Origin of the sequence: Streptomyces malaysiensis subsp. malaysiensis (assembly GCF_040653035.1) — a bacterium.
GTDB lineage: Bacteria > Actinomycetota > Actinomycetes > Streptomycetales > Streptomycetaceae > Streptomyces > Streptomyces malaysiensis.
In genome coordinates, this window is sequence record NZ_JBEZNG010000009.1 from 319,979 (window position 1) to 345,744 (window position 25,766).

Consider the following 25,766-nt stretch of genomic DNA (forward strand, 5'->3'; position numbering starts at 1 on the left):
GCTCGGTGGGGGCGGGGCGAGCCGGGTCCGGGCGGTGCGGTCGGTGGCGGGTGGCGGACGGCCGACCATAGTACGTTCCGGATGTGGACCTCAGGTGAAGAAAAGATCGCCTGGACTGCCACGTTCGCTGAACGACGCCTGGTCATCGCATTCCGCTTATGCCCCGCTCGGCCAGTTGTGGCCAGACGCGACCGGGCCGCCGGTCACCCCGCGATGGGTGGTGACCGACGGCCCGGTCCATGGCCGCCGAGCGGAAGGCGTCAGTCCGTGGCGCCCGCCACCGACTTGTGGCCGGACGCGCCGGACTCCGGCTCCGACAGCGCGGCACCCGCCGAACCCGGCCCGTCGTCATCCGAGTTGAGCGAGGCGAGGATGGCATCGCGCTCCGGGGTGTCCTCCGGCTTGATGTAGCCGATGGCGATGAAGAGCACGAGCGAGACCGCGAGCGGGATGGAGATCTGGTACTCCAGGTTCACGCCTCCGTCGATCGCGTCGTTGATCGGGTAGTTGACCAGGTAGAAGGCGATCAGCCCCATGGCCCAGCTGATCAGCGCCGCCGTCGGGCCCGACTTGCGGAAGGCGCGCAGCATGCCCAGCATCAGCGGGATCGCGATCGGCCCCATCAGCCCGGCGACCCACTTGATCACGACGCTGATGATGTCGCCGAAGAAGTCCGAGTTGACCTGGGTGGCGATGGCCATCGACAGGGCGAGGAAGAGCAGTGTGGTGTAGCGGGCCGCGAGCAGCCCGGTGCGGGTGGACCATTCCCGTACGGACTTGAAGACGGCGGGCATGATGTCCCGGGTCACCACCGCCGCGATCGCGTTGGCGTCCGAGGAGCACATCGCCATGGTGTGCGAGAAGAAGCCGACGATCACCAGGCCCAGCAGACCGTGCGGCAGCAGGTGCTCGGCCATCTCGGCGTAGGAGTTGTCGGGCTTGTCCGTCTTGATGATCAGCGGCGCGACCCACATGGGGAAGAACAGCACCAGCGGCCAGACGAACCACAAAATGGCCGAGAGCCGGGCCGAGCGCTTGGCGGAGTGGGCGCTGTCGGTCGCCATGTAGCGCTGCGCCTGGTTCCACATGCCGCCGTTGTACTCGAACGTCTTGATGAAGAGGTAGGCGAGCAGGAAGATCAGGGTGTACGGGCCGACGGTCGGCTGGTGGTGGCTGTCGGGGAGGTCGTCCCAGACGCTCCACAGGGTGGAGAAGCCGTCCAGCTCATGGAGCACCGCGATCAGCATCGCGATGCCCGCCACGAACTGGATGATGAACTGGCCGAGTTCGGTGAGCGCGTCGGCCCACAGCCCGCCGACCGTGCAGTAGACGGCGGTGACCGCGCCCGTGATCAGGATGCCCTGGTTGAGCGAGACACCGGTGAAGACGGACAGCAGGGTCGCGATGGCCGCCCATTTGGCGCCCACGTCGACGATCTTCAACAGCACCCCGGACCAGGCCAGCGCCTGCTGGGTGGGGAGGTTGTAGCGGTTCTTCAGATATTCGAGCGGCGAGGCCACACGCAGTTTGCTGCGCACCCGGTTGAGGCGCGGCGCGAAGAGGTTCGCGCCGATCGCGATGCCGATGGCGATCGGGAAGGACCAGGTGACATAGGAGGTGATGCCGTATTGATAGGCGATCGCCGCGTATCCGGTGAACATCACCGCGCTGTAGCCGGACATGTGGTGCGAGATCCCGGACAGCCACCAGGGCATCTTGCCGCCCGCGGTGAAGAAGTCGCTGACATTGTCCACACGCTTGTGGGACCAGAGGCCGATGGCGACCATGACACCGAAGTATCCGATCAGTACAGCCCAGTCGAGACTGTTCATGTCCCCTCCCAGGGTCCGCCATATGAACGGGTGCGCACTTCGCCGCGACGTTCGTCATGGACGGTTCCCCCGAGCGGGAGCGGGGTACTTCCGGGATTGAACCGCTCGTTCGGGTAACCGGTCAAGGGTTCTAAGGGTCACGAGTGTGAACACAAATCAGGAAGCAGAACCAATTTACTCTTTCTTGACCTGACGGGGCGTTGTCTGCCGCATACCGGTGAACCCACGATGAGCGGGCACTTCATGAGACGCCGTCAGACGCATGCCCACCTATCGATGGGTCAATACGGGAGCGGGATCCCGAAAGGGCCGGACAGGAGTCGCGCTAACGCATCAGTTCACCGGCGTTCACCAGCAGCGACTGCCCGGTGATCGCCCGGGCCCGGTCGGAGGCCAGGAACGCCGCGGCCTCCGCCACATCGCCGTCCGTCGCCAGCTCGGGCAGGGCCATTCCGTCCGTGAGCCGGGTCAGCACCTCGGCCTCGCTCACGCCTTCGGCCTGTGCGGTGAAGGCCACATACGCCCGCACCGGCGGCCCCCACATCCAGCCCGGCTGGACGGTGTTGACGCGAATCCGGTGCGGCCCCAGCTCGCGCGCGAGCGCGTACATGGTCGAGGTCAGCGCGCCCTTGGAGGCGGCATACGCGGTCTGACGCACCTTGGTGGGGGCGGCGGAGGACGACTGGGTGCCGATCAGCACCACCGAGCCGCCGTTCCGTTTGAGCGCGGGCAGACAGGCGCGGGTCATCCGGAGCGTCCCGAACAGATTGATGTCCACCACCTGGGCCCAGGACCCGAAGTCGGCGTCCTCCAGCCCGCCGAAATGGCTGTCCAGCGCGGCCACATGGACCACGGCGTCGATCCGTTCGAAGCGGTCGAGGGCGAGCGCGGCGAGGGCCTCGCACTGCGCCTCGTCCGCGATGTCGGTGGTCCGCCAGGCGGTGCGCTCCCCGCCCGGATCGACCTCGTCCGCCACCTTCGGCAGCCGCTCCTCTGTCCGCGCCCCCATCACCACCCGGGCGCCGTCCCGGACGCATGCGGCGACCACCCGGGCCCCCAGTCCTGGCCCCACCCCGGAGACGACGATGGTCTTGCCCTGTAACGGCATGGCGGCACCTCCCGTATCTGGCGTCGCGTCAGATTAGGGGGACGGCCGTCAGATGGCCAGAGCGCCGCGGGGTGACCCCGGTGGAAGGCGCCACGGGACGCCCCGGCCCGTCAACCGTCCGAATCGGCACACTTGATGCCGACCGACCCCTCCCCAACTGACGTCACGTCAGCTACACCTGGGGGACATGACGAGCGACGCGTACGCGGAACTGGCCTCCGTCGGCCCGTACGGGGTGCGCCCTGGCCACGCCCTGATCACGATGGTCGAACCGCACCCCGGCCATGAGTACGCCTACAACCGCTGGTACGAGGACGACCACTTCATCGCGGGCGCGATGGCCATGCCCTGGATCTACGCGGGCCGCCGCTGGGTCGCCACCCGTGAGCTACAGCTGCTGCGCTACCCCGAGAAATCGGCCATCGCCCAGCCGGTGACCGCCGGCTGCTACCTCTCCGTCTACTGGCTCACCGAGGGGCGCTACGCGGACCACATGCGATGGACGGTGGGGATCAACAAGCGGCTGCTCCGGGACGGCCGGGTCTACCAGGACCGTACGCATGTCTTCACGGCCTTCCAGGACCATGAGGCCACCGTCTACCGGGACGGGGCGGCCGGTCCGCGCGATCACCACGCGCTGGACCACCCCTATGCCGGGCTGGTGCTGGAGGTGATCGAGAGCGAGGGCCCGGAGCGGCGGGAGGAGCTGCTCGAGTGGCTCCGGTCCAGACATCTGCCGCGCCGGCTCGCGGGCTCGCCCGCCGCGACGGTCACGGTCTTCCGGCCGACCCCGCTTCCCCTGGACCGGATGTCGTATGTGAAGCAGGTCGAGGGGGTCGGCACCCGGCTGACGCTGCTCTGGTTCCTCCAGTCCGATCCCCGGGAATGCTGGGAACGCTGTTTCACCGGTCTGGACGGTGAGGTGGCCGAAGCCGGGCTCGGCCGGGTGGAATTCATGGCGCCGTTCATTCCGACGATTCCCGGTACGGACCAATACGTGGCGGAACTCCGCTGAAGCGGCTATGCCGGAAAGCGCCGGAAATGCCTGGAGCCCTCTCGGCGGGGACGGCGACCGGTCGAGAGGGCTCGGGTACAGGCTTGCGGCTCCACGCTGCCGACCGCGCTGCCGCGGCCGGGTGTCACGGAGATCAGTCGAGGTCGAAGCCGCCCCGGCTGACGTCGGACACAAAGGCCGACCACGCTGCGGGGGCGAAGCTGAGCGTCGGTCCTTGGGGGTCCTTGGAATCGCGCACGGCGACCTCGCTGGTGACCGGGGAGGAGATTTCCACGCAAGCGCCGTTTCCGGCCGAGTACGAGGATTTCACCCACATGCTCGTCTTTCCCTGCTGAATGGACACGATTGCTCCGATGCGTTTTGTTGATGAGACGAACCCCCGATTGGAGGCGTCACCGACGTTACTCGGCAACATCGTCTGGAAAGCGGGCCATTCACTCGACCGAGTGGCATATTCCCGTGGCCCCTTCCGCGGCTCGGTGCGGAGGTGTAGCCTCCGCTCTTCGCCGTTCGCGCCGGAGCGTCTCCCGGGGCGTTCCCCGGGGTGTTTCCGTGCCCTGTGCGCCCCCCGCTCCCGCTCAGTCCGCCGGGGCCGTCCCGCCCCGCTCCCGGTGCCGGCGGGCGTGCTCCTGGGCCACCTCGGTGATGAACTGACGGCTCTGGTCCGCGTTGAGCGCCTGGGCCCGCAGATGCTCGTACATCATGCTGTAGCTCTGCACATCGCTGAGCTTCTCCAGATACAGGTCGCTGGTCACGCCCTCGAGATAGACGACGCTGGTGTCCGACTCGTCCGAGAACTCCAGGATGGTGAACTGCCCGCTCATTCCCGGATGCGACCCCATGTCGAACGGAAGCGCCTGCACCGTCACATGCGGCTCGTGGCTCATCCGGACCAGATAGTCCAGCTGATCACTCATGATCTTGGAATTGCCGACCACCCGCCGCATCGCCGCCTCGTCCACCACCGCCCACAGTCGCAGCGGGGTCAGCGGATCGGTGATCCGCTCCTGGCGCCTGAGCCGGACCTGGACCCGCTGGGCGATCTGGTCCTGCGGGGCCTCCGGCAGGGCGCCGCTGATCACCGCCTCCGCGTACTCCGGCGTCTGCAAGAGGCCGGGCAGCACCTGGGGTTCATAGACCCGCAGCGATGCCGCGTCCGTCTCGAAGCCGATGTAGACGCTGTACGGCACATCGCCGAAAGCGTTCCACCAACCCTGCTGGCGCGACTCCTTCGCCATTTGCATAAGGGAATCGACGAGTGCTTTGTCCTCCACCTTGTATGTGCGGCAGAGGTCGCGCACATCGCGCTGGCTGATGCTGCGGCGCCCGTTCTCCAGTCGGCTGATCTTCGACTGGGAGACCATCAGCTCCTCCGCCACCTCCTCCGCCGTCATGCCCTTCTCCTGGCGGAGCCTGCGCAGTTCCTGGCCCAACCGGCGTCGCCGGACAGTGGGGCCGACGTTCGATGTCACAGGACGTGCACCTCCGGCTTCGTACTGCTGATTTCTGCTGCTCAGCAGCCTGCCACTACCGGACGGGACCGCGCTGGGAAATGGCCGCACAAAGACGGCCGCACAACGGTGGGCGAACGCGCGCGCGGGGCGGTGGGACGGCCGGTCGTCCAAATCGGCCGTCCCACCACCCCGCGCGCTTCAGCGGCTCCCGAACCGGGTCGGTGGGGACTGCGGTGCGGTCGGTGGAGCGTCGGTGGTGCTGGGTGCTGCTCGGAGCCGGACGGTGGCGCTCCGCCCCGGATGGTGCCGGGAACGGGCTCCGCCGCCCCGCTGACGGGCTGCTGGTGCGTTCGACGGGCTCGGGTGGTGCGCCGTGGTGCGGTGGTGCCCCGAAGGCGCCTCAGCGCGCTCCGACGCGGGCCATGCTCCCGCGGCGGGACGGCTGCGCCGGAACGCCGGCCGCGGGCTCCGCCGCGGCGCGTGCCCCCGGCTGTCGGCCTCCGGCCGGTGCGCGCCGTGGCTGCGCCGCGACACCGTTCTGCACGTCCATCACGGCGTGCGCCACGAGACCGCCCATCGGGTCGTGCCGGATCAGATCCCGGAGCCTGGAGCGCGAGGAGCGCCCCTCGTTCCCGGGGTACAGATGCTTGCCGAGCCCGACCGCGTGGGCCAGGGCGGCGAGCGCGGCGGTCCGCGGGTCCGGCGGTACGCCGGTGCGGATCGCGCTGTCCAGCCGGGCCCTGATCTCCCGGCTGATCGCCGTGTCCGTCGCCTGGTAGCGCGTCGTCGGCAATACGCCACACATCTGGCCCGCCACGGCATGCACCATGCCGCAACGCTCCAGGTGCGTGAGGTACGTCTGGCGCAGCCCCAGCCGGGGCCCGCCGATCCAGTGGACGGCCCGCACCGGACTGCCGCGTCGGCGCAGCAACTCCAGCGCGGAGTCCAGAGTTGGATCTCCGGTCGGCCGTGGCAGCACCACGGCGATACGATCCCCGTCAGGGGCTATCCGTCCGGCCAGGGCCAGCTCTACTAGCTGTGCCCCGGCAAGACCGAGGTCGAGCGACTGCGGCTGCGCCGTGGTACCCGTGGTCGGGTCCAAAGCGAGCAGCAGAAGCTCCTCCGGAATTGTTCTGCGGCTCCTGCCCATCCATGCCTCCCCGCGTGGATGAATGACAGGGTGACCCCTCTCACATTGGTCTGTCGAGAGTGCCTGGGGGGTTTGGGTGGGAACCAGTAGGTATGTCGTTCTCGTCTAGCAGGTGGGCGGGCACCTGAGGACGCTCTCCGGCTGTGGCGTTGCGCGATCGCGTGCCGGACACACAGGACACTGGTAGAGGTTGGGCTGCGGGACGTGACGCCATGGGGCGTACGGCGTCCCGCGACACATATCGAGGAGGCATTGGTGGCGGGCGAGTCCCCCGGCAGGTCGGATCAGCAGCAGTCGTCGGGGGAGACGGCTAGGGGAGAGCGCGATCCGCGGCTCGCGATCTCGCGCGAGGCGGAGGCGGGCCAGGGCTCGACGGCGGTCGCCGTCGTGTCCGACGACCTCCGGTCGGGTTCGGGTGAGCCGGAATCGGCTCCCGGTGAACCCGAAGTGACCTCCGGGGCGAAGGCCGAAGCGGAGGCTGAAGCGGAACCTGAGACACCGGCGGCCGATAAGGGCGACGCTGAAGTTTCTGGTGTTCGCGATAGTGAACAGGGCGAAGGTTCCGGGACGTCGGAGGCGACGGCCGAGCCGGACGCGGATTCCGGTGCGTCGGACGGATCGCCCAAGGGGGAGGCGTCCGAGCCCGACGCGGAGCCGGAAGCGGATGGCGCCGATGGCGCCGACGACTCCGATGGCTCCGGCGGCGCGGACCGGGGGGACGTCAAGACCGACGCGGCGAAGGCCGATGACGCGGACGCCGACGCCGATGTGAAGGCTGTCGACGCCGATGTGAAGGCTGAGGACGCGTCCGGAGCCGGAGCGGACGAGGACGGCGGTGAGCCGTCGAAGCCGTCGAAGCCATCGGTCGATCAGCGGACGGCTGTCTTCCGTACGGTGAAGCCGAAGGGCGACGCCGAGGACGGCCAGGCCGAGGGCAAGGACAAGAAGGAAGAGCCCGAGAAGGAAGAGGCCAAGGAGCCCGATAAGAAGGAAGGGGCCAGGGAGGCCGAGAAGGGCGAGTCCAAGGGCGCGTCCGGCAAGGCCACCGCCTCCGGCGCGGACGCCACTGCCTCCGGCAAGCCGATCGACCGCCCGACGGCCGCCTTCGGCGTACTCCCGGAGAAGCCCGGAAAGGGCGGCAAGAAGGGCGTCGACCAGCCGACCACCGCCTTCAAGGCGGTCAGCCCCCCGGCCCCGGCGGACGGCAAGACCGCCGACAAGGTCGACGGCAAGACCGCTGACAAGACCGCCGACAAGACATCCGGCAAGAAGCCCGTCGGCGAGTCGGACAACGAGCGGACCAGCAAGTTCGTCCCGCTGCGGTCCCCCGACGACCCGGCCCCGCCGAAGCCCTCCGCCGCGCCTTCCGCGCCGAAGCCCTCCGCGCCGGCCCCTTCCGCCGCCCCGCCGGCGGTCCCCGAGGCCGAGCGGACCAAGCAGCAGCCGCTGCCGCCGGTGACGGAGGACGGCAAGCAGCCGGCGCCGCTCGACCTGCTGGCGCAGCTGACCAACACGCCGCCCAAGCCGGAGACACCGCTGCGGACGGTCGTCCGCCGGGTCAAGATCTGGACGCCGCTGGCCGTGCTGCTTGTGATCATCCTGGGTGTCGTCCAGGCGCTGCGGCCGCTGCCGGAGCCATCGCTGAAGCTCACCTCGGACCCCACCTACCGCTTCGGCGGCGGTGAGCTCTCCATGCCGTGGCCCGACCAGGGGCAGTCCGCCGCCGAGGTCGAGGGCGTGGGCACCCTGGGCGCCTCCGGGGAGCAGAAGCCGGTGCCGATCGCCAGCGTCACCAAGGTCATGACGGCCTATGTGGTGCTCAAGGACCATCCGCTGAAGGGTGACGCGGAGGGCCCGAAGATAGAGATCGACGCCCAGGCGGCCAAGGAGGCGAAGTCCGCCGACGAGTCGCGGGCGGCGGTCAAGGAGGGGCAGACCTTCACCCAGCACCAGCTGCTCCAGCTGCTGCTGATCAACTCCAGCAACAACATCGCCCGGCTGCTCGCCCGCTGGGACGCCGGTTCGCTGGACGCGTTCGTCAAGAAGATGAACGACGCGGCCGAGAGCCTGGGGATGAAGCAGACCACCTACACCGACCCCAGCGGTCTGAAGGAGTCCACCAAGTCCACCGCGGCCGACCAGCTGAAGCTGGCGAAGGCGGCGATGCAGTCCGAGGCGTTCCGGGCGGTCGTGGCGACGCCCAACACCGATATCCCGGGTCTCAAGGACCGGATCTACAACAACAACAATCTGCTGGTGAAGCCCGGGGTGATCGGGATCAAGACCGGTTCGTCCACCCCGGCCGGCGGTGCGCTGATGTGGGGTGCGGTGCGGACGATCGACGGCAAGCAGCAGCGGATCCTCGGTGTCGTCCTCGAGCAGCGCGCGACCACCACGCTGGACGCCAGCCTCCAGCTGGCGCAGACCAACAGCTACAAGCTGATCACCGCCGTGCAGGACGCGCTCACCTTGGCCACCGTCATCAAGAAGGGCGATGTCGTCGGCCAGGTGGACGATGGGCTGGGCGGCACCACACCGGTCGTCGCCACCAAGGATCTGAAGGCGGTCGGCTGGTCCGGTCTCGCGGTCGACATCAAGATCGGCGACGGCGGTGAGAAGGTGCCGCACTCCGCCAAGGCGGGCACGGTCGTCGGCGAGGTGACCGTGGGCACGGGCCCCGGACAGCTCAGGGCGCCGGTGGCGCTTCAGGAGGATCTGTCCGAGCCGTCGTTCGGCGCGAAACTGACCCGTATCGGCTGACCCACTGGGGAAGTGGGCTAAGGAGGACGTGTGAAGTGGCCCCGGCACGAAACGCCGCCGGGGTCCGACACGGCTCGGGGCCGCCCTCGCGTGCTAGCGTCGCGAGGGTCCCGGGCCTGGACCCGCACGCGAACCGGATTGACCTCGCACAGGGTTGAGGACGATGGGGCAGACCTCGGGGGAAGACGGGGAGAGCCGCAGTGACCACCGTGGATCCGACACGGGCTGATGAAAGCGGGGGCTCGGAGGAGAGCACCGCCGCGCGAATACGCGTACCCACGCAGCGCTGGCCGGCCGAGCCGGCGGCCCCGGCGGAGGCGGAGCGCGGGAGCGACCGGGAGGCTTCGGGCGGGCTGCTCGGGCGTGCCCGGATTGCCCTGCGTCATCCTGTTATCGCCGCTTTGATGGCCGCCGCGCTGCTGCATCTGCTGTGGGTGGCGCTGCTCGCGAACAGCGGCGGTGACCTCGCCGCGCAGGACGCCTGGGCGGAGTTCGCCCTCCAGCATCCGGACTCGGCGTACAACCTGGCCTGGTACGGCGGGATGCACCCGGTCTCGTACAGCGTGATCTCGCCATATCTGATGGCGGTCCTCGGGGTCCGCTCGACGATGATGATCGCGGGGACGCTGGGCGCCGGGCTGCTCGCGCTGCTGCTGGTGCGCAGCCGTGCCGTGCGGCGGCCGCTGTGGCCCGCCCTCTACGGCGCCCTGGCGCTGACCTGCAACGCCATCTCGGGGCGGGTGACCTTCGGGCTCGGCGCGATGTTCGGGCTCGCGGCGGTGGCCGTGATCTTCGCCTGGCCCCGCCGTTGGCGGTCCCGGCACTGGCACCACAAGACCGGACGGTTTGTGCTGGCCGCTCTGCTGTCGGCGCTGTCGACCATGTCCAGCCCGGTGGCCGGGCTGTTCGTGGGCATAGTGGCCGCCGGTCTGTGGCTGACCAAGCGGCGCCCCGCCGCGTACGCGCTCGGGATCACGCCCGTGCTGGTGGTCGGCCTGTCGGCGTGGCTGTTCCCGTTCTCCGGCGAGCAGCCGATGGGCATCGGGTCGGTGATCCTGCCGTTCATCACCGGTGGCGCCGTGCTGTTCTGCGTACCGCGCGAGTGGTCGACGGTGCGGGTCGGGGCGGGGCTCTACTGTCTCGGGGTGGTGCTCACGTGGGTGATTCCCTCCCAGGTCGGCACCAATATCTCCCGCCTCGGCATGATCTTCGGCGGAGTGGTGCTGATCGCCGCGCTGCCCTCCCTGCGCAAGCCGCCGCGCGCCGAGCTGCGCTCGACGCCGGCCGGCCGCCGCTGGACGGTCCTGGTGCTGGCGCTCGTGACCGTCACGGTGTGGCAGGGGGTCAAGACCGCCGACGATGTCATCCACACCACCCCCTCGGCGTCCTGGGCCCGTGAGCTGGCGCCGCTGGTCGACCGGCTCAAGCGGGAGAAGGCCGACAGGGGCCGGGTCGAGGTGGTTCCGGTGCGCAGCCACCGCGAGTCCTCCGCGCTCGCCCCCTACGTCAATCTGGCGCGCGGCTGGAACCGCCAGCGCGACCTCGACCGGAACCCGATCTTCTACGGCGAGGACACCCTCACCCCGGTCAGCTACCACGAATGGCTCAAGCGCTGGGCGGTGCACTATGTGGTGCTGCCCGCGGACGACCCGGACACCGCGGCGGAGCAGGAGGCCGAGCTGCTCGGCACCGGCCTGCCGTATCTGCGCGAGGTCTGGTCGGACGCCAATTGGAAGCTGTACGAGGTCAAGGACCCGACGCAGATCGCCGACCCGCCCGCCACCGTGCAGCGCGCCGGTGCCGACCAGCTGGTGGTGTCGGTCCGTTCCAAGGGCCCGGTGCTGATCCGCGTCCCGTACTCGCCGTGGCTGGGCCTGGTGGACGAGGACGGGCACAGCGTCCACGCGCCGAAGGGCAAGGACGACCGGCTGCCGGTCAACCGCGAGGGCTGCCTCACCAAGCAGACCGAGGGCGGTGAGGAGGGCCAGCCGGAGGACGAGTGGACGGTGCTGCACGCCCCCCGGGCCGGCGTCTACCGGATAACGGGCAAGTACCAGCTGCCGCGCGGCACGCCCTGCCCGGAGGAGATGGCTCCCTGAGCCCGCCCCGCGGAAGACCGTGAGCCGGCTCGGCTGAGCCGGCTCAGCCGCAGACCGTGGACAGCCAGGGCTGGTCGGGGGCGCCGCGCAGGCTCTGGCGGATCTTCTCCAGGCTGCGCAGCAGCCCGTCCGGCGGCCGGCTGGTGTCGCTGAGGTAGCCGAGCGCGGCGCGCTGGAAGGCGAGCCGCATCCGTGTGGGCATGGCGTCGGAGGCGTCCAGGCACAGCGTGGCCGAGTCCCGGAGGGTCGTCGCGATCCTCCGGTCCACGGTGTCGTCGCCCTGGGCGTCGAGCGGGACGTCGCGGTTGGCGAAGAACGGGTGGGTGCTGCTGCCCGCGGTCGTCCTTCCCCAGGCCCGCTGGGCGTCGGCCGAGATCAGGTAGCGCATCAGCTCCTGTGCCTGCGGTGTGTCGCGGAACATCGCGGCGAAGTCCCCCGACACCTCCCGGGCGGTGGACCGCCCGTCGGTATCGGGGAGCAGCCCGGAGGAGAAGGCGAAGTCCGCCTCGGCGGGGCGTGGGTAGCCGCCGCGGATGAACGACCCCTGGTGCTCCAGCGCGCACGGTGGATCCGCGCCGAACAGCTTCGTGCCCGCCGTCCGGAAGTCGGTGATCAGCGCGGTACGCGCGGTGTCCTTGCCGAAGAGCGACCCCCAGCTCCGCCAGGCCCGCGCCACCCGGGGGTCCGTCCACGGCAGCCCGCCGGTCGCCCAGTCCTGGTAGACGGCCCGGCCCTGCTGCTGGAGCAGCAGATCCTCGATCCAGTCGGTGCCGGGCCAGCCGGAGGCCGCGTCGTCCCCCATGCCGACGCACCACCGGCGGCCGTCGGCGGCCAGGGCGGGCAGCGTGTCCGGGCGGCGGCCGTGGTCGTACCACACGATGCTCTTCAGGTCGGCCTTGACCGCGATGCCGTAGACCGGCCCGTCGGAGTTCAGCCGAGGGGTCCACAGCCGTCCGTAGGCCGTGCGCTCCCGGCTCGGGATCACCGCGTCCAGCGGGATCAGCTGGCGCTGATGGGCGTAGGCGGCCAGCTCGCCCGAGCTGGGCAGCACGGCGATGTCGGGCGGCGTTCCCGAGCTCACCTCCGAGGCCAGCACCTCGCGCAGCGCGGTGGTGCCCTGATAGTCGACATGGATGCCGGTGTGCCGGGTGAAGGTGTCCAGCAGATGCCGGAACGCCGCGCCCTCGTCGCCGGTCCACGACGCGAGCACGCTCACACTGCCGCGCGACTGCCAGCCGCTCGTATCGCCAGCGCCCACGACGCACAGCAGCACCATCCACAGCCCGAGGACCGTGGCCGTGGCGTGGCCGGACCGCTTCGCCGCGCTCATCGGGGCTGGAACCGGTACTCGTCGATACGCGGCTGGAGACCCACCAGGATCAGCACGGCCAGCACGGCCCCGCCAACGGGTATCCAGCCGACCGCACCGGCCTGCCAATGCGCGTTCCGCATCGTCCTCGCGACCTCCCTGGCGGTGGGGCCGCCGGTGCGGCCGATGTCGGACCGGGTCAGGCTGGCCCGCGCCGACTCCAGCCGGTCCTGGGTCTGATACGTGAAGACGGCCAGCGGCAGCAGGGCGACGAGCAGCGCGGTCGCCGCCGCCAGCCAGGGATTGACCAGCCGCCGGAAGCGGTGCCGCAGGAAGCGCTGGGTGTGCACCAGCAGCGCCGCCAGCGTCAGGAACAGCCCCGGCACCAGCAGCCACCAGGCGAACGACAGCAGCCAGCCGAAGGAGGTCTGGTCGTCGAGCACATCGAACTGCCGGTCCTGCACCGCCCTCAGCCGGTCCAGGATGCCGCTGTGGCCGTGCCGCAGTATGGAGCCCGCGTACCCCAGATAGGCACCCCTGAGCGTCGGGTTGTCGCGGTTCGCGTACGCCTGCTCGACGGTGTCGCCATAGGACGTCACCAGCGCCGCGCAGGTGCGAAGGGACCCGCGCGCCGATTCGCCGCCGATGGTGCTCTTGGACACCTGGGCCAGGCTCTGCCTGGCCGTCGACAGCTTGTCGCGGTACTCCTCGCTGAGCCCCTCGAACTCCGCGGTGGGGCTCGCGATGCTGCGCCGCGCCTCGTCGTAGGAGGCGGTCAGCGCGTCGATGGCGGCGGCGACCTGGAGTATCGCCGGGGTGGAGCGGTCGGTCACCGCCCTGGAGTTGCGGCTGACGCCGTAGTACGCGGCCAGCAGCGTGGTCACGGCCACCGCCGTGACCACGAGCAGGGCGATCAGCCGGCGCACCAGGAAGGCGCGGGTGCCGCTGATGGCGTGGGCGCCGCTCATATCGCGCCGTCCGTGCCGCCGCCCGTGCCGCCCCTGCCGTCCGTGCCTTCCGTGCTTTCCGCGCCGCTCCCGCCGTCCGGTTCGCCGCTCAGCGGGGCGTTGCACTGCTGGCAGAACCCGGCGGTGGCGGGCGCCCGGCGCAGACAGGCCGGGCAGATGACATCCTCGGCGGGCGGCGCGGCGGGCTCCGGGCGCTCCGCGCCCACGAAGTGGACGCTCTCCTCCGACACGACGATCGCCGAGTTGAGGTCCAGCGGCCGGATGGGCTCGCGGATCCGCACCTCGCCGGTGGCCGCGTCGAGGATGTGCACCAGCCCGCCCAGCCGGGTCAGCATCTTCTCGCTGCCCAGCTGATGGGCCAGCTGCACGGCTCGCCCCCACTGGTGGCGGGCCCGCTCCCGGTCACCCGCCTCGTATGCGTCACAGCCCGCGGTGATGGCGTGGCCCAGCTCGGAGTCGGCGTCGTAGTGCGCCAGCCGGGGATCGATACGGGATGAAAGCACCATATCGTCCGTCCACTGGACCAGCACCGACTCCGGCTCGGGCAGCGGCAGCGCGGTGTCGCCCTCCACCACCAGCTCCACGGCGGCCAGCTCCACGTCCTCGCCCATCGGATCGCCGAGCGGATCGGCGAGCACGGACACCTGGTACTCGCGGGTCTCGTCGCCCCACGCCCTGGTGGTCCACTCCCAGGTGCGCTCATCGGGACGGACGCCCTCCTCGGTGAGGTCCGCCCGGGTGGGGTGCACCTGCTTGACGAAGCCGATCCGGCCGCCCGACCGGGTGCGGATCCGGATCCGCACCCCGGCCAGCGCCTTGGCCATCGAGCTGGAGACCATCTCCTCGAACTCGGCGGCCAGCGCCGAGTCCTCCAGGACCGCGTCGGCCCTGCCGTGCAGCCGCCGCGCGATCCGCTTCAGCTCGGCGGCGTCCCAGCCGTCGCCGATACCGCGCGCGTCACAGGTGAAATGCGGGGCGCAGGCGTCCAGCACCTGGTCCAGATAGCCGGGCGGATCGTGTTCGTTACGGCCGTCGGTGAGCAGCAGGGTGTGCCGGATCGCGGCGGGCTGCCGCAGATGGAGCCGGCGGGCGAGATCCAGCCATGAGCCGATCGCCGTGCCGCCGATCGCGGGCAGCCGGGCCGCGACCCGGGCGGCGGCCGCCTTGGTGTCCGGCCCCGCGACCGCCATGCCGCCGGTGAACGGATAGACGATCTGGGCGTGTTCGGTGCCCTCGACGATCGCGAAGCGGGTGCCGTCGCGGAGTATGCCCACCGCGGTGGCGGTGGCCCGCCGCGCCGCCGCGATCTTCGTCGGCGGCCAGCTCATCGACATCGAGCAGTCGATGACGATGACCTCCGACGCGGCGGTACGGGCCGCAGCCGGGCCCAGGCCCTGGGCCCGCACACTGACGATGGCGTGCATCTCGGTGCGGCCCGCCGAGACGGGCAGGTACTTGTTCTGGTGCACCCGCAGGGTGAGGGCCGGACCGCCGTCCGCGCCGTCCGGGCCGTACTGCTTTCTGTCGTCCTCGCTCATCTGATCCCCCTGTCAGACGCGGGTCATGGGCCTGATGGCATTCGCGCGGTCGATCAGCGTCCCGAGCGCCTCGGGGCTGTCCGCCTGCCGGGCCAGCCGGCGCAGGGTCTGCTCCAGCTCCGCGCGCAGCGCGCTCTCGTCCTCCCATTCACCGAAGACAATGGGCAAGGGCCCTTTTCCGGCGCTCGGTTCTCCCCCAGCTACCGCTGGGAGGTGCCCCCCGCCGCGGCGTCGTGGTCTCCCCCAACTGCTCCAGCTCCCTGAACGGGCCCGGTCAGGGAGCTGGTCGGAGCCGGACTGCCGCTCCGCCCAATCCAGCGTCACCTCCAGTGACTCCGCCGTCAGCCGGTCGCGGGCCGGGCCGGACTCCCTTCCCTCGTCCAGATACAGCCGCGGCAGCCGGGTGCGCACCTCCGCCAGGTCCTCGGCCGTCGGCAGGGCGGCGCCGCCTTCGGCCCGGCCCAAACGCCCCGACAGCACCCGCACGATGGCGATCCGCGCGGCGTCGTAGTGGCGGGAGACCTTCGGCACCCCGCCGAGGATGTCCACCGCGCCGCCCCGGTCGCCCGCGGCGAGCCGGAGCCTGGCCAGCCCGAAGGCGGCGCTGCCCTGGGAGCGGTTGCGCTGCCACACCGCGTCGTAGAACCGCTTCGCGGCCTCGTGGTCGCCCAGGTGCTCGGCGCAGTAGCCCAGCGCCAGCTTGGGGGCGTACTCCCCGGGCAGGGCGCTGTAGACCTCGTCGAACTCCTGGCGGGCGTCGGCCACCGCGCCGTCCGCGAGCCGCAGCAGGGCGCGGTGCCAGGACAGCCGCCAGTCGTACGGGGCGGCGGAGCCGATCAGCTCCACGGCGACCGCCAGCTCCTGGGCCGCCGCCTCCCGTTCACCCAGCTCCAGATAGGCGCGGCAGGTGCGCAGCCGGATCTCGGCGGAGGGGCGGGGGAAGGCGTGCAGCTGCTCGATCAGCCGCCGCGGCCCGCTGTCGGTCGGGACGCCCAGCAGCGCGGCGCCGGGGTCGGCCGTGTCCGGGAACGGCACCGGCAGCCCGAGCGGCACCTGCCCGGGGCGGGGCAGCCCGGAGGCGAGCGGCGGGCGCGGCTCTCCGTCCAGCCAGCGCTCCAGGTCCGGGATCCGGCCCAGCGAGGAGTCGAGCAGCGCCGAGGTCGGGGCGAAGAGCGTGGAGGGCTGCGGCTGTTCGCGGCTCAGCCGCAGCGAGTGGATCTCCCGCAGGACGCCCCACAGCTGCTCGGACATCTCCGCGGCCGACCCGAACCGCCGCTCCGGGTCGGCCGCGGTGGCGCGGGCCAGCACCCGGCGGTAGGACTCGGCGCCCAGGCCCGGCGGCCGCTGGGCCTGCCGGGTGGCGCTCTCCGAGAGCTCTTCGAGCGTCCTGCCGACCCCGAAGAGGTCATGGCGCTCGGTGAGGGCCGAGGCGCCCCGGGCGAGCACCTCGGGGGCGGCGAACGCCTCGGTGATCACCGGCGGTCCGCCGTCCCGCTGGCCCAGCCGCCGCACCGCGCCGAGGTCGATCACCTTGACCCGGTCCTCGTGGTGCATCACATTGCTCGGCTTGAGATCGCAGTACAGCAGCTTCTCGCCGTGCAGATAGCCCACCGCGCGCAGCACCAGACAGCCGTAGGCCAGGATGTGCTCGTACAGCCGCGGCCCGTCGTACGGCCGCACGGCGTCCGCGATGTGGTCCTTGATCTGGGCGAGCGTCATCCCGTCGACGAACTCCATCACGATGTAGCCGGTCAGCGCGCCGTCCCGGGGGTCGGGCTGGGTGACGTAGTTGATGATCCGGACGATGCCGGGGTGGTCGAGCACGGTCAGATAGCGGCGCTCCTCGACCGCCGTCCGCAGGGCCGCCTCGTCCTCGTTGTTGATCAGGCCCTTGATGGCCACGGGCTGGTCGTCCAGCTGGGTGTCCTCGGCGAGATAGACCCAGCCGAGCCCGCCGTACCCCACGCAGCCGACCACCCGGTACTGATCGCCCAGCAGATCCCCGGGGCTCAGCCGCGGGGTGAAGTCGAACGGATGGCGGCAGCGCGGGCAGTAGCCCCGGGAGAGCGCGGGCTGCCCGGCATAGGGCGCGCCCACGATTTCGTCGCACCCCTCACGGCCGCAGGTCTGGCCGCGCGACGGGGGACGCGGATCGTCCATCACCAGGTCGCGCAGCGAGGGCAGTTCGACCCGGGGCAGGGCCAGCGGATCCTCGCCCGCCGGCCGCACGGTGAACTTCCGCGCCACATCGCGGCGGCGGGCACGGGCCGTGGTCGCGGTGGACCCGGACAGCAGAGCGGCGCCGGGCCGGGCGCCCGAGGAAGGGGGCGGCGCGGCGGGCGGGGGAGTGGGGGCGGTGGGCAGGGCCCGGCGGCCGCACTCCGAGCAGAACCCCCGGGCGTTGATCCGGCCCAGGCCCTCGCCGCGGCAGTCCGGGCGGACACAGCTCGTCATGGCGCCTCCCCCTCCGGCGAGGTGTGCACGGCGGCCACGAACCGGTCGACGGCGCGGCGGGCCTCCGGCAGATCACAGGGCACCTCGGCCAGCATCCGCACCGCCGCGCGGTGCAGCGGGATCAGCTCCGCCCGCTCGGATTCGGCCTTGCTGCCGAGCATCGCGGTGTACGACACCAGCTGCCACTTCAGCTCCTGGACCGCCGGCTGCTGGGCGTCGATCACCCGCAGCGTCTCCTCGGCCCGCTCGGCCACCGTACGGACCGAATGCTCGAACGCGGCCAGCTTGGCGACGATGCGGTGGGAGCGCAGCTCGGGGTCGGAGCGCAGCCGGGTCAGATTGATCCGCAGGGCCGTGGCGTCCTCGGCGTCCGATGACGACGAGCGGCGCGCCCCGCGCCCGGCCGCCTCGTGCTCACGGCCGGCGGCGAGGGCCACCCGCCCGGCGAGCTCGTCCAGCCAGGCGTCGATCCGGGCCGCCTCGGGGCGGAACAGCCGCTCGGCCAGCCGCAGCCCCCGGGAGTGGGGGTCGCGGAAGACCAGCATCAGCCGGCCGCCCCGGTCGGCGAGCAGCTTCATGAAGCCGACCAGCGCCTGCGGGTCACGGGCGCGGTCCACGCCGACGGCCACGATGGTGAGCGGCACCGCGTTGGCCCGGACCCGGCTGAGCGGGGAGGTGTCGCCGGGGGAGCGCAGATCCATCCGGTCCGCGACCCGCAGCGCGACCTCGGTGTCGGTGCGCCCGGTGACGTCGATGGCCAGGTCCACACTGCCCAGCGGCGGTACGGTGCCGTGCGGCGCGGCGGAGACCGCGTCGTCGGGGCCGCCGCCCGACAGCTCGCGGTCGGCGAGTGTGATGGCGCGGCTGAGCGCCTCGTACCGCGCGTGGTCGTCGTCCTCGATGACCACGGTCTCCACGTCGGTGATGCCCGCGCGCCCGGTCAGGGGCTCCCGGCGCAGCCATACGGCGAGCCGCTGGGCGAAGCCGATGTCCTGGACGCCGGTGGTCAGCCGGGAGACCAGCGGCCGGTCCACCCCGGGGTCCCCGCGCACCCACCGGTGGACCACCGGCAGATGGCGCACGATCGTCTCGACCGGGATCATGTACGAGACGCTGAGGCGCTCGGCGGAGGGGATGTCGACGGGGTCGTCGTAGCGGCTCACGACCACGCCGATGACATGCCGCGTGGCCTCGTCCTCCACCCCGGCGCCGCTGAAGCCCCTACGGACCACATCCCGGCGCGACTTGGGGTCGAGCCCCACCCATTCCGCGCGGGGGCCGACCCGCCCGGCGGTCTTCGCGCGCAGATAGTGGCCGTTGTCGAGCCCCTTCGGGAAGCCGCCCATCCACACCGGCCGGCCGAGCACCGGCGGCAGCCGGTAGAGCGGCGCGGCGTGCTCGGCGGGCTGCGGCCGGCCGAGCCGCAGCAGCGCCACATCGCCGCATCCGTCGGAGCGCTGGGGCACCCAGCAGCCGTCGGCGACGCGCGCGGGGACGGGCTCGGCGTCGGCCACCTCGACCAGGTCGACCAGCACCTCGGTGGCGGGCACCGGAAGCCCGTCGTCGGGGATCACATGGGCGCACGTGAGCACCGTGTCGCTGCCCAGAAGGACTCCGGCGCCCAGGACGTCACCGGCCGAACTACGGATTCTCACCCGCCATGTGCCCCCGCTGGAGGTCGCATTGGCGGTAATGCCCATTTCCGCCTCCATGTGGCAAGAGCATACGCCCGGGACGTACGGAAGCGACCCGTCCGTCTTTTCGGTCACGGGAACGGGTGAGGGGCGGGCCCGGGGCCGCATAGGGGCGTGCCGGAGTGGTACGGAGCGGGACGGCAGGCCCGGCGCGTACGGTGCACGGCGCCGCCCGTCGCACGCGCCCGGCCATTCGGGTGACGTAGCGTCACCCGCCTTGTGGCGCGCTACGTCGGATGGATTACTGAAAGTGTGTGGTGGAACCCCCGCCGGTTTCCTTCGGCGCTGGGGCGCCGCACCCTCGCCGGAGCCGGGCGCCAGGCGTACCGCGAGGAGGACCGGGCGGGTGCCCCAAAGCCCGCTGCCGCGCACCGGATTCCGTGAGCGCGAGCGGGTCCAGCCCGTCCGGTCCCGTCCACCTCCGCGCTCCGCCCTTAGGGGTCCTTGCACTATGCCCGCCCGGGTCGCGCGGCCTGGCACCGCACCTCGCCGCGTTGCCGAAAAGCCCTAGTAGCTCCGCTACGAGGGCTCTCCGGCGCCTTGCGATGCTCCCCCAGCTACCGCTGGGAGGTGCCCCCCGCACCAGACCACGCGACCTCATCGGGCGCTCATAGTGCAAGGACCCCTTATCCCAGGAGGCAATGCGCCATGCCTTACGGGCGTCACCGCCGTCACCTTCGGATCGACACCAGCCCTGTCGTTCACCGTCGTCTCGGCCACCCAGATCACCGCCGTCGCCCCGCCCGGGTCCGCCGGGCCGGTGAATGTGACGGTCACCATGCCCGGCGGCACCAGCGACGGCCTCGTCCACAACCGCCTGGGGCCGCCCGAGATCTAGGCCCCGGGGGCCGCCCCGGCGCGCAGCGGCCGGTCGGCGCACGGCCGGGACCACCACACCCCCTCGCCGTGCGTCAGCCGGGGCAGGACCTGCTCGAAACCGTGCACCCGGCGGGCCGGGAGCTCGCCCCGGACCAGCCATCCCGTGGCACCGTCCACGCTCTCGCCGATGTCCGCCTCGGCGGCGGCGAGGTGGGCGGTGACCGCGGCCAGCGCCTCGGGCGGAAGCTCCAGCTCGAAGGCGTGGTACGGCTCGTACACCCGCCACCCCGCCCGCTCCAGGGCCTCCCCGAGCACCACGGGGGTGATGTCGCGGAAGTCGGCCGCGGTGCTCAACGGGCCGATGAAACCGGAGCGTACGAGGACGACCCGGCAGTCCGTCACCGAACGCCCGCGCGGCCCGTGGACCAGCGTCTCGTACACGGTCTCCTCGATTGCGTTGTGGAACGCGCGGGGCAGCGCGCCCAGTTCGGTCTCGTAGCCGAAGACCGCCCCGGCGCCGCGCTCGGTGGGCTCGACGCGCAGCCCGACGGTCGCCCACAGCCCGGTGTGGTCGAAACGCGCGATCTCATGAACGGCCTCGCCGACCCCCGAGGGGCGTTCGACGAGCACGGGCCGGCTCGGTTCGAAGTCCGCCTCGATGCCGTAGTCCTGGACCAGCGTGGCCGCGATGATCTCCTTCTGCACCTCGCCGTACAGCAGCACCGAGGTGGCCCCGCCCGGCATCGCCCGCGCGTGGATCAGCGGATCCTGGTCGGCCAGATCGAGCAGCGCGGTGTGCAGCCGGGACGCGGCGGTGGTGCCGGGCTCGCGGGCGCGGACGAGGGTCTGGAGGCTGGGCGCGGCGAAGTGCCGCCGGTCCGACGCGGTGTCATGGACGGGACCGAGCCGGTCGCCGACCCGGACCCCGGGCAGCCCCCTGACCCGCGCGATGTTCCCGGCGGTCAGCGGCCCCCGTGCGGCGCCCGCCCGTCCGATGACCTCCAGCGCGGTGATCTGCCCGGTGTGCTCGGTCGGGGCGCCGCCGGGCTCGCGGCGGTGCAGGGTCACCCGCTGCCGCAGCGTCACCTCACCGGAGAACAGCCGCAGATACGCCGTACGGCCGCCGCGGGCGCCACCCCGATCACCGCCCGTGCCGCCTCCGCCGCGCTCGACGGCGAAGACCGTGCCCCGCGGCTCCGTGCCGCCGGGCGCGGGCGGCACCAGCCGCGCGACCCCCTCGACCAGGTCGGCGACGCCCGCGCCGCTGAGCGCCGAGCCGAAGAAGACCGGATGCGCCAGCCCCTCCGCCGTACGGGCCGCGAGCGCGGCCCACACCTCCTCGGCCGAGGGGAGCGGACCGTCCACGACCCGTGCGAGCATCGCGTCGTCGATCTCGGCCAGCACCTCGGCCGCCTCGGCGCGCACCCCCGGATCGTCGAACGAACGCGGCCGGACGTGCGCGTTCCGTGTGCCCGGGGCGCGCACCGCCGTCAGGGGGACGAGATGGGGGGCCAGGGCACGGCGGATGTCGGCGAGCAGCCCCTCGTCGCGGGCGCCCGCACGGTCGATCTTGTTGATGAAGAGCAGCACCGGAAGCCGCAGCCGCCGCAGCGTCTTCATCAGCACCCGGGTCTGTGCCTGGACGCCCTCGACGGCGGACAGCACGAGCACCGCGCCGTCGAGCACCCCGAGGGCGCGTTCGACCTCGGCGATGAAGTCGGAGTGACCGGGGGTGTCGATCAGATTGATCTGGGTGTCCCCGGCGGTGAGGGACGCGACCGCGGTCCGCACGGTGATGCCGCGCCGCCGCTCGATCTCGCCGGTGTCGGTCTGGGTGTCCCCGGCGTCGACGCTGCCGAGCCGGTCGATCACTCCGGCGTCGTAGAGCAGCCGCTCGGTCAGGCTGGTCTTACCGGCGTCGACATGGGCGAGCACGCCGATGTTGAGGGTCCGCGAGACCCGTGGAGAGCTGGGCATGGATGCTGAAGTCCTCGAAAACGGTCGTCCGATGGGGGCGCTGGGTCGTTTCGAGGAATCGGCGCATCGGTCGCTCCTGCTCGTAGAGGCTCGTGGACGTTCGCGGACGTTCGCGGACGTTTCGCGGACGTTCGCGGATGTCAGGTCGCGGACATCCTGGACAAGGGGGCGGGCGGAGGCAACCGATTTTCCGGCGGACCGCCGGGAGAACCGCCCAGGGCCCTCTCGACAACTCCCGCCGCTGCCCCGACCCTTCGTAAGCGACGGGGGCCGGTGCGGCGGAGGGGACTGACGATGCGGCGCAGAACGCTTCTGACGGCGGCGGGCACCACCGTGCTCGGCACCGCGCTCACGACCGGCACCGCCCGGGCCGACGAGGCCATCGGCGTCGACCCCGGCACCGACCACGGGGTCTGGGAGGGCTGGGGCACCTCGCTCGCCTGGTGGGCCAATCTCTTCGGGCGGCGCGACGACTTCGCCGATCTCTTCTTCACCACCGAGGCGGTGGGCTACGGCGGCCGGTCGCTGCCCGGTCTCGGGCTGAACATCGCCCGCTACAACCTCGGCGGCTGCGCCTGGACCAGCGCGGGCGGCGAGTCCATGGTGGCCTCGCCCAACATCCCCCGGTTCAAGCAGATAGAGGGCTACTGGCACGACTGGAGCAGCGAGGACCCCGCCTCCCCGGCCTGGCACTGGGACGCCGACGCGGTCCAGCGGGCGGCGCTGGTCAAGGCCGTTCAGCGGGGTGCCGTCGCCGAGCTGTTCGCCAACTCGCCCATGTGGTGGATGTGTCTCAACCACAACCCGTCGGGCGCGGCGGACGGCGGCAACAACCTCCAGCCCTGGAACCACCGCCAGTTCGCGCTTTATCTCGCCACCACCGCCCGCTACGCCCAGGACCACTGGGGCGTCCGCTTCACCACCGTCGAGGCGTTCAACGAGCCGTCCTCCGCCTGGTGGAAGGCGGACGGCACGCAGGAGGGCTGCCATATCGACGCGTCGGCCCAGCGGGCCGTCCTCGGCCATCTGCGCACCGAACTCGACGCGCGCGGGCTGACCGGCACCCGGATCTCGGCCTCGGACGAGACCGGTTACGACCTGGCCCGTACCACCTGGAACTCCTTCGACACGGCCACCCGCGCCCTGGTCGACCAGGTCAATGTGCACGGCTACCAGGGCTCGGGCGGCCGCCGCGATCTGCTGTACCTGGATGTACGCGCGGCGGGCAAGAAGCTGTGGAACTCCGAGACCGGCGACAAGGACGGCACGGGCCTCACCCTGGCCACCAACCTCTGCCTCGATTTCCGCTGGCTGCACCCCACCGCGTGGTCGTACTGGCAGGTCATGGACCCCAGCGCGGGCTGGGCGCTGATCCACTACGACCCGGACACCGCCCAGCCCGGCGCCGTGCAGCCCAAGTACTACGTGCTCGCCCAGTTCACCCGTCACATCCGCCCCGGGATGCGGATCCTGGAGACCGGCTCGGACCACGCGGTCGCCGCGTACGACCCGGGCGCGCGGCGGCTCGTGCTCGTCGCCGTCAACCCCGGCGCCGCGCAGACGCTGACCTTCGATCTGTCCCGCTTCGGCCGGGTCACCGGGGGCACGGGCGGGCTGGTGCCGCGCTGGTCCACCCAGACCTCAGGCGCGGGCGATCTCTACACCGCGCGCCAGGACACGGCGCTGGACGGCAAGCGGCTGAGCGTTCCGTTCGCCGAGAAGTCGGTGCAGACGTTCCAGATCGACGGGGTGAGCGAGTAGCCCCCCGGGTCGCTACGCGGCGAGGTGGCGGACGAGGCGGCGCAGCTGCTCCTCCCACCGCTCCCGGAACTCCGGCGAGTCCGGCTCGATGCCGAAGATCTGGCGGACGGCGTGCGGCATCGTGGCCGGTACGGAGACGGCGGCGTAGCACATCAGCAGTACGGCGGCCGGGTCGAGGTCGTCGGCCAGCTCGCCGGCCGCCTGCCGGCGCCGCATGTCCGACAGGTCCTCGGGCTGCTCCTCCGCCACCTCACCGGTCAGCGCGCGCCAGATGGCCAGCCGGATGCCGCGGGGGTCGTCGAACGCCTCCCGGAGGTAGCGGACGACCAGCTCCTCGAAGGGGACCGAGGGGTCGTTGAAGGTCGCCTCGCGCTTCAGCCACTCGCGGCCCAGCTCCTGGTAGATGCCCTCCTTACCGCCGAAGTGGTAGGCGATCAGCTGCTTGTTGAGGCCCGCCCGGTCCGCGATGTCCTGGACGCGGGCGCCCGCGAACCCCTTCTCGGAGAACTCGTCCCTGGCCGCCTCCAGCAGCAGCCGCCGGGAGCGCTCCGGGTCCAGCTTGCGCTCCTCGGGCGTGGGGGCGCGGCGGGGCCTCTTGGGCGTCCCCTGCATCGTCGTCATCTCCTCATCCTCGGCCCGGACCTCGGCCCGGACAGGCTAGCCGGGGGCTCCCGCCATGCTCTCATCTAAGTGTTTGACAACGTCATCCGTTTGGATGAACCTGGCTGCGGCTACGTACGGATCGCAGGACAGGCAAGGAGAGATTCATCATGTTCGTGGTGACCGGAGCCACCGGAAACGTCGGCGGCCATGTGGTGAAGGAGCTGGCCGACGCGGGCGCCGAGGTGCTCGCGCTCACCCGCGACCCCAAGGCGGCCCGGCTGCCCGAGGGCGTACGGGCGGCCCGGACCGATGAGCTGCCCCTGGACGGTGCCACGGGGCTGTTCCTCAACCCCGCGGTGGTGTGGCAGGTGGGTGCCGGCAAGCTCCTGGAGCGGGCCAAGGAGAGCGGGGTGCGGCGGATCGTGATGCTCTCCTCGTCCTCCGTCCTGGCCGACCTCGACCCCCAGGAGAACCCGATCGGCGCCCGCCACCGCGCGTTGGAGGCCGATGTCGAGGCCACGGGGCTGGAGTGGACGTTCGTCCGGCCGGGCGCCTTCGCCGCGAACGCCATGCAGTGGGTGGACCAGATCAAGGCCGGGGACGTGGTGTACGGGCCGTACGCCGGGGCGCAGATGGCACCCATCCACGAGGCCGACATGGGCGCGGTCGCCGCCCGCGCCCTGCTCGCCGACGACCTGGTCGGCCAGTCGCCCGAGCTGACCGGGCCCGAGTCGCTGAGCTTCGCCGATCAGGTGCGCATCATCGGCGAGGTGATCGGGCGGCCGCTGCGGTACGAGGAGATCTCGCACGAGGCGGCGCGGGAGCGGATGGCGCACGGCTTCGTCACGCCGGAGATCGCGGATTCGCTGCTGCGTGTCTTCGCGGAGTGCGTGGATCGGCCGCAGCCGATCTCACCGGAGGTGGAGCGGGTCACGGGGTGTCCCGGGCGTACGTTCGCGCAGTGGGTGGAGGACTGCGCGGCCGCCTTCCGCTGAGGCGCTGGCCGCGCCGGGGTCCGACGGCGTGCCGGGACGCGACTGGGCGTCGATACGCGAACGGGTGTCGGCGACCGGGCGTCGGGACGAGGCCCGGGACCGGGTGGCCGGGCCAATCGCGCCTGCGGCGGGCCTTTCCCCTACCCGCCCCTTCCCGAACCATGGGGCTCCGCCCCCTGGACCCCGGATGGGCTGAAATCAGCCCCTCCGGCGCTTGAGGAGCGGGGTCC

Annotated in this window: 18 protein-coding genes; 6 read left to right on the forward strand and 12 right to left on the reverse strand. The window is 71.6% G+C overall.

What is annotated here, in order from left to right:
* Positions 1-260: 260 nt before the first annotated feature.
* The gene (locus AB0E24_RS21120) at positions 261-1,832 is read right to left on the reverse strand and encodes a sodium:solute symporter family protein (RefSeq protein WP_069865012.1); all 1,572 of its coding nucleotides are present in this window, start codon (positions 1,830-1,832) and stop codon (positions 261-263) included.
* A 325-nt stretch (positions 1,833-2,157) separates the two neighbouring features.
* Entirely contained in the window at positions 2,158-2,940 is a 783-nt protein-coding gene (locus AB0E24_RS21125) for an SDR family oxidoreductase (protein WP_069865010.1), read from the reverse strand.
* A 187-nt stretch (positions 2,941-3,127) separates the two neighbouring features.
* Between AB0E24_RS21125 and AB0E24_RS21130 the strand changes: the two genes are divergently transcribed.
* Positions 3,128-3,955 carry a hypothetical protein gene (locus AB0E24_RS21130; RefSeq protein WP_359378875.1) on the forward strand — a complete coding sequence of 276 codons (828 nt, stop codon included), beginning with the start codon at positions 3,128-3,130 and terminating at the stop codon, positions 3,953-3,955.
* A gap of 133 nt (positions 3,956-4,088) precedes the next feature.
* Here AB0E24_RS21130 and AB0E24_RS21135 read toward each other — a convergent pair whose 3' ends face one another.
* The 3 genes from AB0E24_RS21135 to AB0E24_RS21145 form a co-directional block, all read right to left on the reverse strand.
* Entirely contained in the window at positions 4,089-4,298 is a 210-nt protein-coding gene (locus tag AB0E24_RS21135; protein ID WP_069865006.1) for a DUF397 domain-containing protein, read from the reverse strand.
* Between the two features lie 235 nt (positions 4,299-4,533).
* A complete protein-coding gene (locus AB0E24_RS21140) occupies positions 4,534-5,427 on the reverse strand; it encodes a helix-turn-helix domain-containing protein (RefSeq protein WP_069865004.1) in 894 nt (297 codons plus the stop codon).
* Positions 5,428-5,809: 382 nt separating this feature from the next.
* A complete protein-coding gene (locus AB0E24_RS21145) occupies positions 5,810-6,559 on the reverse strand; it encodes a GOLPH3/VPS74 family protein (RefSeq protein WP_069865002.1) in 750 nt (249 codons plus the stop codon).
* A gap of 255 nt (positions 6,560-6,814) precedes the next feature.
* On the opposite strand from AB0E24_RS21145, the gene AB0E24_RS21150 reads away from it, so the two are divergent.
* Complete coding sequence (locus AB0E24_RS21150) at positions 6,815-9,319, forward strand: D-alanyl-D-alanine carboxypeptidase family protein (RefSeq protein WP_347231691.1); 2,505 nt, start codon at positions 6,815-6,817, stop codon at positions 9,317-9,319.
* Between the two features lie 200 nt (positions 9,320-9,519).
* Positions 9,520-11,418, forward strand: coding sequence for a DUF8823 domain-containing protein (locus AB0E24_RS21155; RefSeq protein WP_069864998.1), 1,899 nt, complete (start codon positions 9,520-9,522; stop codon positions 11,416-11,418).
* A 43-nt stretch (positions 11,419-11,461) separates the two neighbouring features.
* Here AB0E24_RS21155 and AB0E24_RS21160 read toward each other — a convergent pair whose 3' ends face one another.
* From AB0E24_RS21160 to AB0E24_RS21180, 5 genes are read right to left on the reverse strand one after another with little or no spacing between them, the layout of a single operon-like run.
* Positions 11,462-12,748, reverse strand: coding sequence for an ABC transporter substrate-binding protein (locus tag AB0E24_RS21160; protein WP_359378880.1), 1,287 nt, complete (start codon positions 12,746-12,748; stop codon positions 11,462-11,464).
* Positions 12,745-13,695: a GlnX family signal transduction membrane protein gene (locus AB0E24_RS21165; protein ID WP_232638528.1), complete on the reverse strand. Its 951-nt coding sequence runs from the start codon at positions 13,693-13,695 to the stop codon at positions 12,745-12,747. Before AB0E24_RS21165 ends, AB0E24_RS21160 begins: the two co-directional genes overlap by 4 nt.
* Complete coding sequence (locus AB0E24_RS21170; protein WP_359378884.1) at positions 13,692-15,233, reverse strand: vWA domain-containing protein; 1,542 nt, start codon at positions 15,231-15,233, stop codon at positions 13,692-13,694. Before AB0E24_RS21170 ends, AB0E24_RS21165 begins: the two co-directional genes overlap by 4 nt.
* Before the next feature lie 12 nt (positions 15,234-15,245).
* A complete protein-coding gene (locus AB0E24_RS21175) occupies positions 15,246-17,687 on the reverse strand; it encodes a serine/threonine-protein kinase (RefSeq protein ID WP_359378887.1) in 2,442 nt (813 codons plus the stop codon).
* Complete coding sequence (locus AB0E24_RS21180) at positions 17,684-19,387, reverse strand: S1 family peptidase (protein WP_079258642.1); 1,704 nt, start codon at positions 19,385-19,387, stop codon at positions 17,684-17,686. Before AB0E24_RS21180 ends, AB0E24_RS21175 begins: the two co-directional genes overlap by 4 nt.
* A gap of 607 nt (positions 19,388-19,994) precedes the next feature.
* Here AB0E24_RS21180 and AB0E24_RS21185 point away from each other — a divergent pair.
* Positions 19,995-20,219, forward strand: coding sequence for an IPT/TIG domain-containing protein (locus tag AB0E24_RS21185; protein ID WP_359378891.1), 225 nt, complete (start codon positions 19,995-19,997; stop codon positions 20,217-20,219).
* On the opposite strand, the gene otr(A) is transcribed toward AB0E24_RS21185, so the two are convergent.
* Entirely contained in the window at positions 20,216-22,177 is a 1,962-nt protein-coding gene (gene otr(A), locus AB0E24_RS21190) for a tetracycline resistance ribosomal protection protein Otr(A) (RefSeq protein ID WP_359378894.1), read from the reverse strand. The genes AB0E24_RS21185 and otr(A) overlap by 4 nt on opposite strands.
* A 294-nt stretch (positions 22,178-22,471) precedes the next feature.
* Between otr(A) and AB0E24_RS21195 the strand changes: the two genes are divergently transcribed.
* Complete coding sequence (locus AB0E24_RS21195; protein WP_359378896.1) at positions 22,472-23,938, forward strand: glycoside hydrolase; 1,467 nt, start codon at positions 22,472-22,474, stop codon at positions 23,936-23,938.
* A 12-nt stretch (positions 23,939-23,950) separates the two neighbouring features.
* Here the strand turns inward: AB0E24_RS21195 and AB0E24_RS21200 are convergent, their stop codons facing one another.
* Complete coding sequence (locus tag AB0E24_RS21200) at positions 23,951-24,559, reverse strand: TetR/AcrR family transcriptional regulator (protein WP_359378899.1); 609 nt, start codon at positions 24,557-24,559, stop codon at positions 23,951-23,953.
* Positions 24,560-24,708: 149 nt separating this feature from the next.
* On the opposite strand from AB0E24_RS21200, the gene AB0E24_RS21205 reads away from it, so the two are divergent.
* Positions 24,709-25,536 carry an SDR family oxidoreductase gene (locus AB0E24_RS21205; protein WP_359378902.1) on the forward strand — a complete coding sequence of 276 codons (828 nt, stop codon included), beginning with the start codon at positions 24,709-24,711 and terminating at the stop codon, positions 25,534-25,536.
* Positions 25,537-25,766 lie beyond the last annotated feature (230 nt).